This is a genomic window from Agrococcus sp. Marseille-P2731 (genome assembly GCF_900117395.1).
Classification (GTDB): domain Bacteria; phylum Actinomycetota; class Actinomycetes; order Actinomycetales; family Microbacteriaceae; genus Agrococcus.
In genome coordinates this window covers 89,486-102,959 of sequence record NZ_FPEG01000003.1, presented here as the reverse complement: position 1 = coordinate 102,959, position 13,474 = coordinate 89,486, and the positions used below count along the sequence as shown (strand labels likewise).

The 13,474-nt window shown below is 71.8% G+C and carries 12 protein-coding genes and 1 tRNA gene; 7 read left to right on the top strand and 6 right to left on the bottom strand.

The window, feature by feature from the left end:
- Positions 1-58 precede the first annotated feature (58 nt).
- Positions 59-1,063, bottom strand: a complete 1,005-nt coding sequence (locus tag BQ6202_RS08680) for an AraC-like ligand-binding domain-containing protein (RefSeq protein ID WP_072314101.1) — start codon at positions 1,061-1,063, stop codon at positions 59-61.
- Between the two features lie 151 nt (positions 1,064-1,214).
- On the opposite strand from BQ6202_RS08680, the gene BQ6202_RS08675 reads away from it, so the two are divergent.
- A complete protein-coding gene (locus tag BQ6202_RS08675) occupies positions 1,215-2,717 on the top strand; it encodes an APC family permease (protein ID WP_083587155.1) in 1,503 nt (500 codons plus the stop codon).
- 33 nt (positions 2,718-2,750) lie between these two features.
- Here BQ6202_RS08675 and BQ6202_RS08670 read toward each other — a convergent pair whose 3' ends face one another.
- From BQ6202_RS08670 to BQ6202_RS08660, 3 genes are all read right to left on the bottom strand, one after another.
- Positions 2,751-3,503, bottom strand: a complete 753-nt coding sequence (locus BQ6202_RS08670) for a TSUP family transporter (protein WP_072314100.1) — start codon at positions 3,501-3,503, stop codon at positions 2,751-2,753.
- A 3-nt stretch (positions 3,504-3,506) separates the two neighbouring features.
- Positions 3,507-4,235, bottom strand: coding sequence for an IclR family transcriptional regulator (locus BQ6202_RS08665; RefSeq protein WP_072315062.1), 729 nt, complete (start codon positions 4,233-4,235; stop codon positions 3,507-3,509).
- Positions 4,236-4,323: 88 nt separating this feature from the next.
- Complete coding sequence (locus BQ6202_RS08660) at positions 4,324-4,956, bottom strand: MBL fold metallo-hydrolase (RefSeq protein ID WP_072315061.1); 633 nt, start codon at positions 4,954-4,956, stop codon at positions 4,324-4,326.
- Between the two features lie 72 nt (positions 4,957-5,028).
- On the opposite strand from BQ6202_RS08660, the gene BQ6202_RS08655 reads away from it, so the two are divergent.
- Together BQ6202_RS08655 and BQ6202_RS08650 are read left to right on the top strand one after the other, a co-directional pair.
- Positions 5,029-5,919 (top strand): diacylglycerol/lipid kinase family protein, encoded by an 891-nt coding sequence (locus BQ6202_RS08655; protein WP_072314099.1) that lies wholly within the window; start codon positions 5,029-5,031, stop codon positions 5,917-5,919.
- Positions 5,920-6,015: 96 nt separating this feature from the next.
- Positions 6,016-6,091: transfer RNA gene (locus BQ6202_RS08650), tRNA-Glu, on the top strand.
- Between the two features lie 86 nt (positions 6,092-6,177).
- Here BQ6202_RS08650 and BQ6202_RS08645 read toward each other — a convergent pair.
- Positions 6,178-8,073 carry an FAD-binding monooxygenase gene (locus BQ6202_RS08645; protein ID WP_072314098.1) on the bottom strand — a complete coding sequence of 632 codons (1,896 nt, stop codon included), beginning with the start codon at positions 8,071-8,073 and terminating at the stop codon, positions 6,178-6,180.
- A 477-nt stretch (positions 8,074-8,550) separates the two neighbouring features.
- Here BQ6202_RS08645 and BQ6202_RS08640 point away from each other — a divergent pair, with 477 nt between their 5' ends.
- Positions 8,551-9,408 carry an endonuclease domain-containing protein gene (locus BQ6202_RS08640; protein ID WP_072314097.1) on the top strand — a complete coding sequence of 286 codons (858 nt, stop codon included), beginning with the start codon at positions 8,551-8,553 and terminating at the stop codon, positions 9,406-9,408.
- Between the two features lie 282 nt (positions 9,409-9,690).
- Positions 9,691-10,110, top strand: a complete 420-nt coding sequence (locus tag BQ6202_RS14585; RefSeq protein WP_083587154.1) for a TFIIB-type zinc ribbon-containing protein — start codon at positions 9,691-9,693, stop codon at positions 10,108-10,110.
- A gap of 26 nt (positions 10,111-10,136) precedes the next feature.
- Here BQ6202_RS14585 and BQ6202_RS08630 read toward each other — a convergent pair whose 3' ends face one another.
- Entirely contained in the window at positions 10,137-11,168 is a 1,032-nt protein-coding gene (locus BQ6202_RS08630; RefSeq protein WP_072314096.1) for a malate dehydrogenase, read from the bottom strand.
- Positions 11,169-11,333: 165 nt separating this feature from the next.
- Between BQ6202_RS08630 and leuC the strand changes: the two genes are divergently transcribed.
- Positions 11,334-12,833, top strand: a complete 1,500-nt coding sequence (gene leuC, locus BQ6202_RS08625; RefSeq protein WP_083587153.1) for a 3-isopropylmalate dehydratase large subunit — start codon at positions 11,334-11,336, stop codon at positions 12,831-12,833.
- Positions 12,834-12,835: 2 nt separating this feature from the next.
- The gene (gene leuD, locus BQ6202_RS08620; RefSeq protein WP_072314095.1) at positions 12,836-13,444 is read left to right on the top strand and encodes a 3-isopropylmalate dehydratase small subunit; all 609 of its coding nucleotides are present in this window, start codon (positions 12,836-12,838) and stop codon (positions 13,442-13,444) included.
- Positions 13,445-13,474: the final 30 nt, after the last annotated feature.

Here is a 13,474-nt window from a genome sequence, read left to right as displayed (position 1 = left end):
ACCTCCTCGTCCAGCGTGCCTCCACGCTAGGCGGCGGGGCGCCGCCCGGTCTTGCCCGTCAGCGCAGGGCGCTTGCCGCCTGCCGCTCGACGGCCGCCCGCTCGTGCTGCGGGAGGATCGCGGTCGCCGCGCGATACTCGGTCGGGCTCTGCCCGAAGGTCGCGCGGAACAGCCGCGAGAAGTGCGCGGGGTTCACGAGCCCCCAGCGGGCGGCGATGCGGGCGATGGGCAGCTCGGCGAGCTGCGCATCGGCCAGGTCGCGGCGGATGTGCTCGAGGCGGCGCTCGCGGATCCAGCCGGCGACCGTGACGTCGTGCTCGGCGAAGACCGCGTGCAGGTGCCGGGTCGAGATGAAGTGGGCCGCCGCGATCTGCGCGGGGGAGAGCTCGGGGTCGCCGAGCAGCCGGTCGATCGTGCCGAGCACCTCGTGCAGCAGCTGGCGGCGCGGGTCGCGGCGCACGCCCTCCTTGAGCTGGGTGCGGATGAGCGTCATCAGCAGGTCGAGGCCCGTGCGCGCGAGGCGCTGACCGTGCTCGGCGGGGAGCTCGCCGAGGCTCTGCGCGAGCCCGACGAGGAAGGGGTTGACGACGCGGCCCAGCGGCGACTCGAGCGGGAAGACGGTCGCGGTGACGGCCGCGAGCTCCTCGCGCGGGATGTCGAGGTAGCCGTGCGGGAAGGTCAGCACGACGAGGCTCGTCTCGCCCTCGAAGCGCAGCGAGTAGGGGCGCGAGGTGTCGTAGATCGCGAGATCGCCCGCGTGCAGCAGCGCCACGCGGCCGTCCTGCTCGATGAGCTCCTCGCCGGAGAGCTGGAGGCTGACCTTGATGAGGTCGGTGGCGCCGCGGCTCACGAGCGCGGGCGTGCGCGCGACGATGCTGGCGCTGTGCTCGATCCGGAACACCGAGACCTCGCCGACGTCCACGCGGCTCGCGCGAGCGCGGAAGGGCTCGTCGCCGAGCGGGTGCACGTCGAGCGGCACGAACTGCTCGGTGACGTCGCGCCGCCACTGGGCGATGCCCACGAAGGGCGTCTCGAGCGGCGGGAAGTCGAAGATGTCTGCCAACGGTCCTCCACAGGCCGCTGCAGTGCGGCCACACCGCCCAACGATACTCGCGCCATCGTCGGCGGTTCGTGCGCGGAGCGACAAGTGCGCGGCCCCCGTTCGCTACGCCCGCCAGGCACGATCGAGGCAACACGACAGCAAAGGAGCTGCCATGGCCATCGCTTCTCAGCAGCCGGTCACGACGGGCGCCGCATCAGCGCTCGGTGGCGGCGTCGCACGCCTCGGCGTGCCGTCCATCGTCTTCATGATCATCGCCGCATCCGCGCCCCTCACGGTGCTCGCGGGTGGGGTCACCACCAACTACGCGGTCTCGGGGATCACCGGGGTCCCGCTCGGCATGCTGCTGCTCGCCGGCGGGCTGCTGATCTACGCCGTCGGCTACGTCGCGATGAGCCGGCACATCCGCAACGCCGGCGCCTTCTACGCCTACATCGCGCGCGGGCTCGGGCCGGCCGCGGGGGTGGGCGGCGCGTGGATGGCGCTCGTCGCCTACAACGCCATGCAGATCGGCATCTACGGCATGCTCGGCTTCGCGACCTCGAGCTTCGTCGCCGCGAAGACCGGCGTCGAGATCCCGTGGTGGGTGTTCGTGCTCATCACCATCGCCGTCATCGCCGCGCTCGGCGTCAATCGCGTCGACCTGTCGGTGAAGGTGGTCGGCGTGCTCGTGGCGCTCGAGTTCCTCGTCGTGCTCGTCTACGACCTCGTCGCGCTCGGCTCGGCGCCCGAGGGCATCACCGCGAGCGGCTTCCTGCCGGGTGACCTGTTCGCGACCGGGATCGGGGTGGTGCTCGTGATGGGCATCGCGGCGTTCATGGGCTTCGAGTCCGGCGCGATCTACACCGAGGAGGCGAAGGAGCCGGGCCGCACCGTCCCGCGCGCCACCTACGCCGCGGTCGTCATCATCGGCCTGTTCTACGCCTTCAGCGCCTGGGCCATGCAGATGGGCAGCGGGCCGAGCCAGATGGTCGCCGACGCGCAGGCCTCTGGCCCTGACCTGCTCTTCGTCCAGCTCGGCGACCGCGTCGGCGTGCTCGTGGCCGACGTCGCGCAGCTGCTGTTCATCTCGAGCCTGCTGGCCGCCGTCATCTCCTTCCACCACGCGGTGGCCCGCTATGCCTTCGCCCTCGGGCGCGAGCACATGCTGCCGCCCGCGTTCGGGCGCGCGAACCGCCGCGGCGCTCCCGCGCTCGGGTCGATGGCGCAGACGGTGGTCGCCGTCGTCGTCGTCATCGGCTTCGCGATCGCCGGGGCCGGCAGCGAGCTCGGCCCGCTCTACCCGGTGCTGACGCTCTTCACCTGGCTCACCAACCTCGGCGCGCTCGGCCTCATCGTGCTGATGGCCGTCGTGTCGATCGCGGTGATCGGCTTCTTCGCCCGCGACGCCCGTGACACGACGCCCTGGTCGCGCATGGTGGCGCCGGCGATCGCCGCGGCCTTCTTCGTGACGGTCACCGTGCTGACGCTGGCCAACTGGAACCTGCTGCTCGGTCAGGAGGAGACCACGGCGCTCACCTTCGTGCTGCCGGCGCTGCTGGTCGTGGCCGCCGTGGTCGGCGTCGCGATCGCGCTGCAGGCGAAGGCGCATCGGCCCGCGGCCTTCGAGTCGATCGGCACCGGGGTGATGCCGGCGGTGCCGGCACCGCGAGCGTGAGGTGGGCGCCGCCGGCAGCGAGCAGGCGCGGGCTCAGCCGAGCATCGCCAGCGTGCCGGTGACGATGAGCGCAGCGCCCCCGAGCACCGAGAGCACGATGATCGTCCACCGCACGACGGTCGGGTTCACGTGGTGGGCGAAGCGGTCACCGACGACGACTCCCGCGACCACCGGCACGCACAGCACCAGCCACGCCCACAGCGGCCAGTCGGGGCTGCCTTCCGGTGCTACGAACGGCCGCACCGCCACGGTCACGCCGCTCACGATCACCCAGAACGGCTGCATCGTCGCGACGAAGGTGCGATCCTGCCAGCCCGAGAGCAGCGTGTAGACGCCGACCGCCGGGGCACCCATGCCGACGCTCGCGTTCAGCGCACCGATCGTGGCGCCGGCGCCGATGCGCAGCGCTGGGCCGTCGAGCGAGCGCTCGCCCGCGGTGAAGGCGACCGCGACGACGACGCCGACGATCGCGATGATGCCGACGGCGATGCGCAGCAGGTCGGTCTCGAGCCCCTTCGCCAGCAGCATGCCCGGCAGCATGAGCGCGACCGCCGGCACGGTGAGCCACGCCAGCCGCCGCCAGTCGATGTCCGCCCACAGCCGCGGCAGGATGATGAGGCACGCGAGCGCGCCATAGAGGTTGACGACCAGCACCGCGGCGAGCGGACCCGCGACGAGCGCGACGGCGGGCGTGACGATCAGGCCCCAGCCCATGCCGATCATGCGCTGGCCGGCGGCGCCGATCAGCAGCGCGACGAGCGCGACGATGAACGAGACGAGGTCCACGGGCTAGCGCAGCTCGGCTTCGATGGCGCGAGCGGTGCGCTGCACGGCGTCGCCCAGCTGCACTGTGTCGGGCTCGCCGACCGTGACGACGGCGACCGCCGCATCCGTCGTGCCTCTCGCCCTGACGGGTGCGCCGACGGCGGTGATGCCCTGGATCACCTCGTTGGCGCTCACGGCGTAGCCGCGCGTGCGCACGCGCTCGACCTCGGGGTGCATGGGCTCGTCGTGCCCGAGGTCGCGCCATGCGGCGTCGCTCAGCAGCGCCTGCAGGGCGATGCCGGGCGCGCCGAGCGCGAGCGGGTGGCGGTGACCGGGGTGCTGGGCGACGGATGCGTTGACGCCGCGGGGCACGGCCGTCGCGAGCGTCACGGCGTCGTCCCCGTCGCGCACCGCCAGGAACGCGGTCATGCCGAGCTCGTCGGCGAGCTGCTGCAGCTGGGGGAGCGAGGCCGACTGCAGGTCGTGCTCGACGTCGCGGGCGAGCACCACCAGCTGCGGCCCGAGCGCCAGCATGCCGGCGGCATCGCGCACGACGAGGCGGTGCTCCTCGAGCGTGCGCACGAGGCGGTAGGCGACCGAGCGGTGCACGCCGAGCAGGTCGGCGAGCGATTGGATGCTCTGCGTGCCGTGGTCAGCGAGCAGCGACAGGGCGGTCAGGCCGCGGGAGAGCGTCTGGGAGCCGCTGGTCTGCGAGCCGCCGGGCTCCCGCTGCGCCTTCGTCTGCTCGGGCATCGTCGCTCGCTCTCCGGTCGCATGCGCCCGGTCGGGCCGATGTGCGCTCTGCTCGAGCATAGAACAGCGCGTTCAGATAGCGAAGAGCTCAGATCTCGATCGAGTCACCCGGGGCGAGCGGGTGGTGCTCGCCCCCGCCCTCGGCGACCGCGGCCTCGATGCGGGCGTGGGCCATGCCCAGCCCCATCTCGGACAGCGGGCCGTCATGCACGGCGAAGGTCGCGCGCGGCCCGACCTCGAGCACGAAGTCGATCACGTCGCCGATCTTCAGCCAGGGTGCGCCCGCGGGGGTGGCGAGCAGCTCGACCGGCACGCCCGGCGTCGCGTAGGAGTCGCCGGGGTAGTAGAAGCGCTCGTTGACGAGCACGCCCAGGTTGTCGACGATGGGGATCGTGCGGTGGATCTCGGCGTGCTGCCCGCCGAGGAAGCGCAGGCGGAACGGGCCCGCCGTCACGCGCTCGCCCGGCTCCACGACGATCACGTCGAAACCCTCGGCTGCGGCGGCGACACCGGCCGGGCCGTAGATGGGCACGGTCGGATGCGCGGTGCGCAGCGCCGTGAGGTGCTCGGCATCCCAGTGGTCGGGGTGCTCGTGGGTGATGACGATCGCGACGAGGCCGGGCGCCGAGACGGGGCCGGTCTGGTTGCCGGGGTCGATGACGAGCTGCTGCCCTTCGTCGCCGAGGATCATGCAGGCATGCTCACGCTTGGTCACTCGCATGTCCTCCACGATATGCGCTGGCGCCGCGAGGCCGCGAGTCCTGCGGTGCGTGCCCAGCCGTAGGCTCGCACCGTGCACGTCGTCGTCGCCTCGAACCCCACCGCGCGATTCGGGCGCTCCGAGCCGGTCGGCGCGCTCGTCGCCGAGCGCATCGCCGACCTCGGCCACCGCGTGCAGCACATCGCAGCGCTCGACTTCGCGGGCCAGCTCGAGCAGACGCGCTTCGCGATGATCGGGGCGGATGCGCTGGTGGTCGTCGGCGGCGACGGCATGGTGCACCTCGGGGTCAACATCGTCGGCGGCACGTCGAAGCGGCTGCTCATCGTGCCCGCCGGCAGCGGCAACGACTTCGCGGCGGGTCTCGCCCTCGGCACCACCGAGCAGGTGATCGACTCGCTCGAGGCGCTGCTGGCCTCGGTGCCCGACCGCGTCGACCTGGTGCGCATCGAGCACCCCGACGGCGTGGCGCTCGCGGCCGGCATCGTGTCGGTCGGCTTCGACGCCGACGTCAACGTGCGCTCGTTCCGGTTCACGCGGGTGCCGAGCCGCGTGCGCTACCAGGCGGCGATCCTCGCGACGGTGCTGCGGCCCCGGCATCGCGCGTTCCGGGTCACGCTCGACGGGGGAGCCGAGCGCACCTGGCGCACGCTGATCGCCGCGATCTCGAACAACCGCACCTTCGGCGGCGGCATCCCCATCGCCCCGAGCGCCGACCTGCGCGACGGGCGGCTGACTGCGGTCTTCGCCGACGAGCTCTCCTACCCTCGCTTCCTGCTCGTGCTCGCCAAGGCGCTGCGCGGCCGCCACGCCGCCGACCCGCGCGTGCACATCGTGGACTGCGAGACCGCGGAGATCGCGAGCGACGAGACGGTCACCGTGTGCGCCGACGGCGAGATCGTCGGTCGACTGCCCGTGCGCTGCACGGTCATGCCCGGAGCGCTGCAGGTGCTCCGCATCCGTTGACGGGTGCCGTCCTCGGGCTGGCTCGCCACGCCGATTTGGCACGGGTGCGGATCGTGTGGCAAACTATCCAGGTTGCAATCGCAAGATGCGCAGCACGGCCCCATCGTATAGCGGCCTAGTACGTCGCCCTCTCACGGCGGTAACGCGGGTTCGAATCCCGCTGGGGTCACCAGCACAGAGCCCCGGTCTCAGGACCGGGGCTCTGTCGCGTCTCTGGCGCGGAGCCGCCGCCCGCCCCGGAGGGCGAGCGGCGACGCGTCAGCGCGCGGCGGGCAGCAGTGCGCCGCGGAAGAACGCCGCGAGCTCGGCCGTCGCCGTCAGCGGCAGGACGTGCGCGACGTAGTGATCCGGGCGCACGACGACCACCGCGCCGTCACGCGAGATGCCGCGGATGTCGAAGATGTCCTCCTCCGGCAGCGTCGCGTAGACGTTCTCGAGGTTCACGAGCTCGAACGGACCCACGACCGGCTTGAACGCATCCGGCACGTCGTTGAGGTCGACCTCGCCGTGCGGCTGCTGGTAGATGGCGCGGATGTCGAACAGCGCGCTCGTGTCGGCACCGGCGGGCGTGTGCACGGCGATGGGCGAGGAGGGGTCGCGCTGGATCCACTCGGCCCAGTCGGCGATCGCGGATGCCGCACCGGGCCGGGCCGCGTCCGCGAAGGCGTAGATGCGCCAGCGGCCGTCGGCGGTGTGGAAGTGCCCGATGTGCACGGGGTTCGTGTCGGCGACCTTCACGCCGCGCGCCGACTTGAACCGCTTGCCGATAGGGAAGCCGGTCGCGAGCTCCTGGTGCGGCTCGCCCGAGACGATCATCGACGACTCGTACTCCGTCATGAATCCTGCCGGGAACTCCATCGTGCGTGTGTAGAACTCGGCGACCTCCTGCGGGCTGCCGAGCTCGCTCGCCGGCTTCGCCATCAGCGTCGACCACTCCTTGTCGAAGTCGATCAGGTTCTGCGCGACCACCTGGCGCTCGAGCGAGTAGGTGTCGAGCAGAGCGGCATCGGCGCGGCCGTCGAGCACGTGGCCGAGCTTCCAGCCGATGTTCCAGCCGTCCTGCATCGAGACGTTCATGCCCTGGCCGGCCTTCGCCGAGTGGGTGTGGCAGGCGTCGCCGGCGATGAACACGCGCGGCGTGCGGGTGCCGCGCTCCTCGGGCGTGACGTCGTCGAAGCGATCGGTGATGCGGTGGCCGACCTCGTAGATCGAGCTCCAGGCGATGTCCTTCACGTCGAGCGTGTAGGGCGCGATGATCTCGTTCGCCCGGCGGATTACCTCGTCCATCGGGGTGTCGCGCACCTTGCGGTTGTCGCCCTCGGCGACCTCGCCGAGGTCGACGTACATGCGGAAGAGGTAGCCGCCCTCGCGCGGGATCAGCAGGATGTTGCCGCCGGAGGCCGACTGGATCGCGCATTTCGTGCGGATGTCGGGGAAGTCGGTGTTCGCCAGCACGTCCATGACGCCCCAGGCGTGGTTCGCCGACTGGCCCGCGAGCGTGCAGCCGATGGCCGAGCGCACGCCGCTGCGCGCGCCATCGGCGCCGACGACGTACTTCGCGCGGATCACGCGCTCTTCGCCGAGCCGCTCGCCGGCCGAGTGCTTGAGCGTCACCTCGACGGGGTGCTCGCCCTCGCCGGTGACGCGCAGGCCGGCGAACTCGAAGCCGTAGTCGGGCTTCACGCGGCCGGGAGCGTTGAGCGCGGCCTGGGCGAAGTAGTCGAGCACGCGGGCCTGGTTGACGATCAGGTGCGGAAACTCGCTGATGCCGGCCGGGTCGTCCTCGGGGTTCGAGGTGCGGATGATGCGCGTGCGGTCGTCAGGGTCCGGCCCCCAGAACGACATCTTGGTGATGCGGTAGGCCTCCGCCGTGATGCTCTCGGCGAAGCCGAACGCCTGGAAGGTCTCGACGCTGCGCGCCTGGATGCCGTCGGCCTGGCCGATCTCGAGCCGGCCCGGGCGGCGCTCGACGATGCGCACGTTGACGGCGGGGAACTGCGCGAGCTGCGCGGCCGCGATCATGCCGGCGGGGCCCGAGCCGACGATGAGCACGTCGACCTCGTCGGGCAGCTCGGCGGGCCGATCGAGGCCGATGCCGGCGGCGGGCTGCACGCGCGGGTCGGTGGACACGTAACCGTGGTGGTGGAACTGCACGGGCTTCCTCACTCCTGTGTGAGACGACGGACGTCTTCGTCACGACGGGTGTTCTCTATCTGAACACACGCTTCGATTATTGCTACGAGCATACGGTCGTCGGATGCGGCGGGCAAGGGCCGTGCGCGTCAGCGCCCGTGGCCCTCCGCCGCCGCCCGCCGTAAGGCGCCGCCGCGGTCCCGGATAGAGGATGCATCGCGGATCCGCACCCAGCAGAGGATCGAATGGCCACTTCGTCAGCTCACGTCCTCATCTCGGTGCGCTCGGCCCGCCGCGGGCAACGACCGCCCGCGGCGCCCGCGCCCGGGTGCTCCGCTCTCTCCGTAGCCATCCCGCGTGCCGTCCGCTTCGCGGCCCTGGGACCTGCGCTCCGCGCAGCCGCGAGTCCCGCGCCCAGCACGGCTCCCGCATTCCTCGCCCTCCACAGCCGCCCCACCGCATCCCGCGCCCCCGCGCCGCCGCGTGCAGAGTGCCCGGATGCGCGACATCGAGCTCGATCTGACGGCCGCGGGCGGCGCGATGACGCGCACCGCACTGCGGGCGTTGGGGCACACGCCGAGGCAGATCCGTCGGGCGATCGAGGGCGGCGGCGTGCAAGCGGTCGGCCGCAGCTGGGTGATGCCGCGCGAGGCCGACGCCGAGATCAGGGCGGCGCTCGAAGCGCACGGCGTGCTCGGCGGCGCGACCGCACTGGGCAGCTTCGGCGTCTGGGTGACCGAGCAGCCACGCCTGCAGATCGCCACCAGACCGACGCGCGGCGTGGCAGCGACGAGCGTCGGCGACCGCATCTGGGAGGACTACGAGGCGGATGCTCGCCCATGGCGCGTGAGCATCGTCGATGCGCTGGCGCAGCACGCGCGCCGCGTGGAGGCGCCACACGCGATCGCGTCGATCGACAGCGCGCTGCACCGCGGCCTGATCGGTGAACCGGAGCTCGACCGCTTGTTCGGGAAGCTGCCCAAGCGGTGCGCGCGATGGCGGAGGATGCTCGACCGGCACGCGGGTTCAGGGCTGGAGTCGCTCGTGCGCGTGCCGTGCTTGGAACGCGGCTGGAGCGTCGAGTCGCAGGTGCCGGCGCCGGGCGGGAGCTTCAGCGATCTGCTGATCGACGGCTGGCTGTACGTCGAGGCCGACGGCGACGAGTGGCACGACAACGCTCGCCAGGCGGCGAAGGATCGACGACGCGACCGTGCGATCACGGACCAGGGCGATCGTGGGCTGCGCTTCGGCTATGCGGAGGTCGTGCACGACATCGCGCGGACGATGGCGACGATCTCGTTGGTGCTGTCGCAGGGGAGGCCCGGTCGGGTGGGGGAGCAGGCCTCCGCGAGCTGAGGACGCATCCCGGTGCGGACGGCTAGCCGCGGTCGCCCAACCGTGGGCGGCCAGTCGTGGGCCGGCGGTCGGCACCTGTCACGAATCGAGGACGATGTGCAGCTGTCTGCGCATTCCGTCCTCGTCTCGAGACGATTCCCCGATGCGTCCTCGTCTGGGGACGCCACCAGCGCCGCCGCCCGCTGCCTCGCTGCGCCGCGAGGCACCGAGCCGACGCAGTGGCACCGGGCCGACGCATAGGCGACGCGGCGATGCTGGAGTCTTCTGACGAGAGGACCCCTCATGCAGTGCCCGAACGACGCAGCGACCCTGGTGATGAGCGAGCGCAGCGGCATCGAGATCGACTACTGCCCGGAGTGCAGGGGGATCTGGCTCGACCGGGGTGAGCTCGACAAGCTGATCGACCGCGCGCAGCAGCAGGGTCTTGGTGGCGCCGAGCAGCAGCAGTTCGCGCAGCAGCCTTACGAGCCGCAGCAGCCGCACGGCCAGCAGCCCTACGGCCAGCCGATGCACGGCCAGCAGCAGCCGTACGGCCAGCAGTCGCACGGACAGGAGCAGCCCGGCCAGCAGGGCTCCAGCGACACCGTCGGCCGCATCGCCGACAAGGTCATCCGCACCGTGCAGCAGCGCGCCGGTCAGCAGGGCGGCCAGCGCGGCAACCAGCGCGGCGGCCGCAACTGGCTCGGCGACATCCTGCGCTGAGCCGCCAGCCCAGCGGGTGCGCCCGGTCAGCCGATCAGGCCGAGCGCCCGCACCGCCTCGCGCTCCTCGGTGAGCTCCGCGACCGAGCGGTCGAGCTGCGCGCGCACGTCGGCATCCATCGCGAGCCCCTCGACGATCGACCACTCGCCGCCGGCCACGGTGACGGGGAACGACGACACGAGCCCCTCCGGCACCCCGTACTCGCCGCGAGAGAGCACCGACATCGACGTCCAGTCGCCGTCGGCCGTGCCGAGCGCCCAGTCGCGCACGTGGTCGACCGTCGCCGAGGCGGCCGACGCCGCCGACGACGCCCCGCGCGCCTCGATGATCGCAGCGCCCCGGTTCGCCACCGTCGGCACGAACTGGTCTGTGACCCACTCGCGCTCGACCAGGTCGACAGCGGGCTGACCCGCCACGAGCGCGTGCGTCACGTCGGGTACCTGCGTCGCCGAGTGGTTGCCCCACACGATCATCCGACGCACGTCGGCGACCGCGGCGCCGGTCTTCGCGGCGAGCTGCGCGATCGCGCGGTTGTGGTCGAGCCGGGTGAGCGCTGAGAAGCGCTCGCGCGGGATGTCAGGCGCCGCGGCGGCTGCGATCAGGGCGTTGGTGTTCGCCGGGTTCCCGGTCACGGTGATGCGGATGCGGTCGCTCGCGCCCTCCTGGATCGCGCGTCCCTGCGCGGCGAAGATCGCCCCGTTGGCCGCGAGCAGGTCGGAGCGCTCCATGCCCTTCGCGCGCGGCCGCGCGCCCACGAGCAGCGCGTGATCTGCGCCCTCGAAGGCGACCGCCGCATCCGCCGTCGTGTCGACGGAGGCCAGCAGTGGGAAGGCCGCGTCGTGCAGCTCCATCACGACGCCCTCGAGCGCCGGCAGCGCCGGCTCGACCTCGAGGATCCGCAGGCGCACGGGCTGGTCGGGCCCGAGCATGTCGCCCGCAGCGATGCGGAACAGCAACTGGTAGCCGATCTGGCCGGCGCCGCCGGTGACGGCGACGGTGACGGGCGTGCGGGAGCCCGCCGGCTGCGTGGCACCGGCGGGGGAGGAGTGAGCGATCATGCCCCCATCGTGCCGCCTGCGCCGGTGCACCACCAGGGCTTCGAGCGGGGGCGACGGGAACACGCGCACCCGCCGACGCGTTCGCCTGCAGGGGGCCAGCACAGGCCCACGCGTAGACTTGGCAGACGGGCACGACGGGGCCCGGCCGTGTTGGGGGAGATCGATATGGGCAAGACGCTCGCAGAGAAGGTGTGGGACGACCACGTCGTCGTCAAGGGTGCCGACGGGGCACCCGACCTCATCTACATCGACCTCCACCTCGTCCACGAGGTGACGAGCCCGCAGGCCTTCGACGGCCTCCGCCAGGCCGGCAGGCCGATGCGTCGCACCGACCTCACCGTCGCGACGGAGGACCACAACACCCCCACGCTCGAGATCGACAAGCCGATCCAGGATCCGACGAGCCGCAAGCAGATCGAGACGCTGCGCCACAACGCCGCCGAGTTCGGCGTGCGGATCCACTCGCTCGGCGACAAGGAGCAGGGCATCGTGCACCTCGTCGGTCCGCAGCTGGGCCTCACGCTGCCCGGCGTGACGGTCGTCTGCGGCGACTCGCACACCTCGACGCACGGGGCGTTCGGCGCGATGGCGTTCGGCATCGGCACGAGCGAGGTCGAGCACGTCATGGCGACCCAGACGCTGCCGCTCAAGCCCTTCAAGACCATGGCCGTGAACGTCGAGGGCGAGCTGCGCCCCGGCGTCACCGCGAAGGACATCATCCTCGCCGTGATCGCCCAGATCGGCACGGGCGGCGGCGCGGGCTATGTCTTCGAGTACCGCGGCAGCGCGATCCGCTCGCTCTCGGTCGAGGGCCGCATGACGATCTGCAACATGTCGATCGAGGCCGGCGCCCGCGCCGGCATGGTCGCCCCGGACGAGACGACCTTCGCCTACGTCAAGGACAAGCCGCACGCGCCGAAGGGCGCCGACTGGGAGGCAGCGCTCGACTACTGGCGCACCCTCCCGACCGATGACGACGCCGTCTTCGACGCCGAGATCTTCCTCGACGCGAACGAGCTCGAGCCCTTCGTCACCTGGGGCACGAACCCCGGCCAGGGCGTCTCGCTCTCCGGCGAGGTGCCCTCGCCCGAGTCGTTCACCGACCCGACCGACCGCGCAGCCGCAGAGCGCGCGCTCGAGTACATGGACCTCCGCCCCGGCACGAAGCTCAAGGACATCCCGGTCGACACCGTCTTCATCGGCTCGTGCACGAACTCGCGCGTCGAGGATCTTACCGCTGCCGCCGAGATCATCCGCGGCAAGCAGAAGGCGGATGGGGTGAAGGTCATGGTCGTGCCGGGCTCGGCTCGGGTGCGCCTCGAGGCCGAGGCGCTCGGGCTCGACAAGGTGTTCAAGGACTTCGGTGCCGAGTGGCGCTTCGCCGGCTGCTCGATGTGCCTGGGCATGAACCCCGATCAGCTCGCGCCAGGCGAGCGCTGCGCGTCGACCTCGAACCGCAACTTCGAGGGGCGCCAGGGCAAGGGCGGGCGCACCCACCTGGTCTCGCCGCTCGTCGCTGCGGCGACCGCGATCCGCGGCACGCTCTCGAGCCCCTGGGACCTGCAGGGCGACGGGCAGGCGCCCGCCCGGCGCGACCCGCAGAACGTGAGCGCCGACGAGATGCAGATCGTCGATCCGCAGCAGCCGACGGCCGAGGAGGCCTGAGCATGGAGAAGATCAGCACCCTGACGGGCCCCATCGTGCCGCTCGAGCGGTCGAACGTCGACACCGACCAGATCATCCCCGCGGTGTTCCTGAAGCGCGTCACGAAGACCGGCTACGACGACGCCCTCTTCCACTCGTGGCGGCAGGATCCCGACTTCGTCATCAACCGCGAGCCCTTCAAGCGCGGCGGCATCCTCGTCGTCGGGCACGACTTCGGCACCGGCTCGAGCCGCGAGCACGCCGTCTGGGCGCTGCGCGACTTCGGCTTCAGCGCCGTGCTCGGCCCGCGCTTCGGCGAGATCTTCCGCGGCAACGCCGGCAAGCAGGGGCTGCTCGTCGGCCAGATCTCCGAGGAGACGATGGAGGCGCTGTGGGCGATCGCGCGCGAGGCGCCCGGCGCCGAGGTCACGGCCGATCTCGAGGCGCGCACCGCCACGGCGAACGGCGTCGCGCATCCCTTCCAGATCGACGACTACACTCGCTGGCGCCTGCTCGAAGGGCTCGATGACATCGCCCTGACCCTCCGCGACGAAGCCGCCATCACGGCCTTCGAGGCGAACCGACCGGCGTGGATGCCCACGACGCAGCCCGTCAGGGAAGGAACCCAGTGAATCTGACCGAGTTCAGCAAGAGCGCTGGCG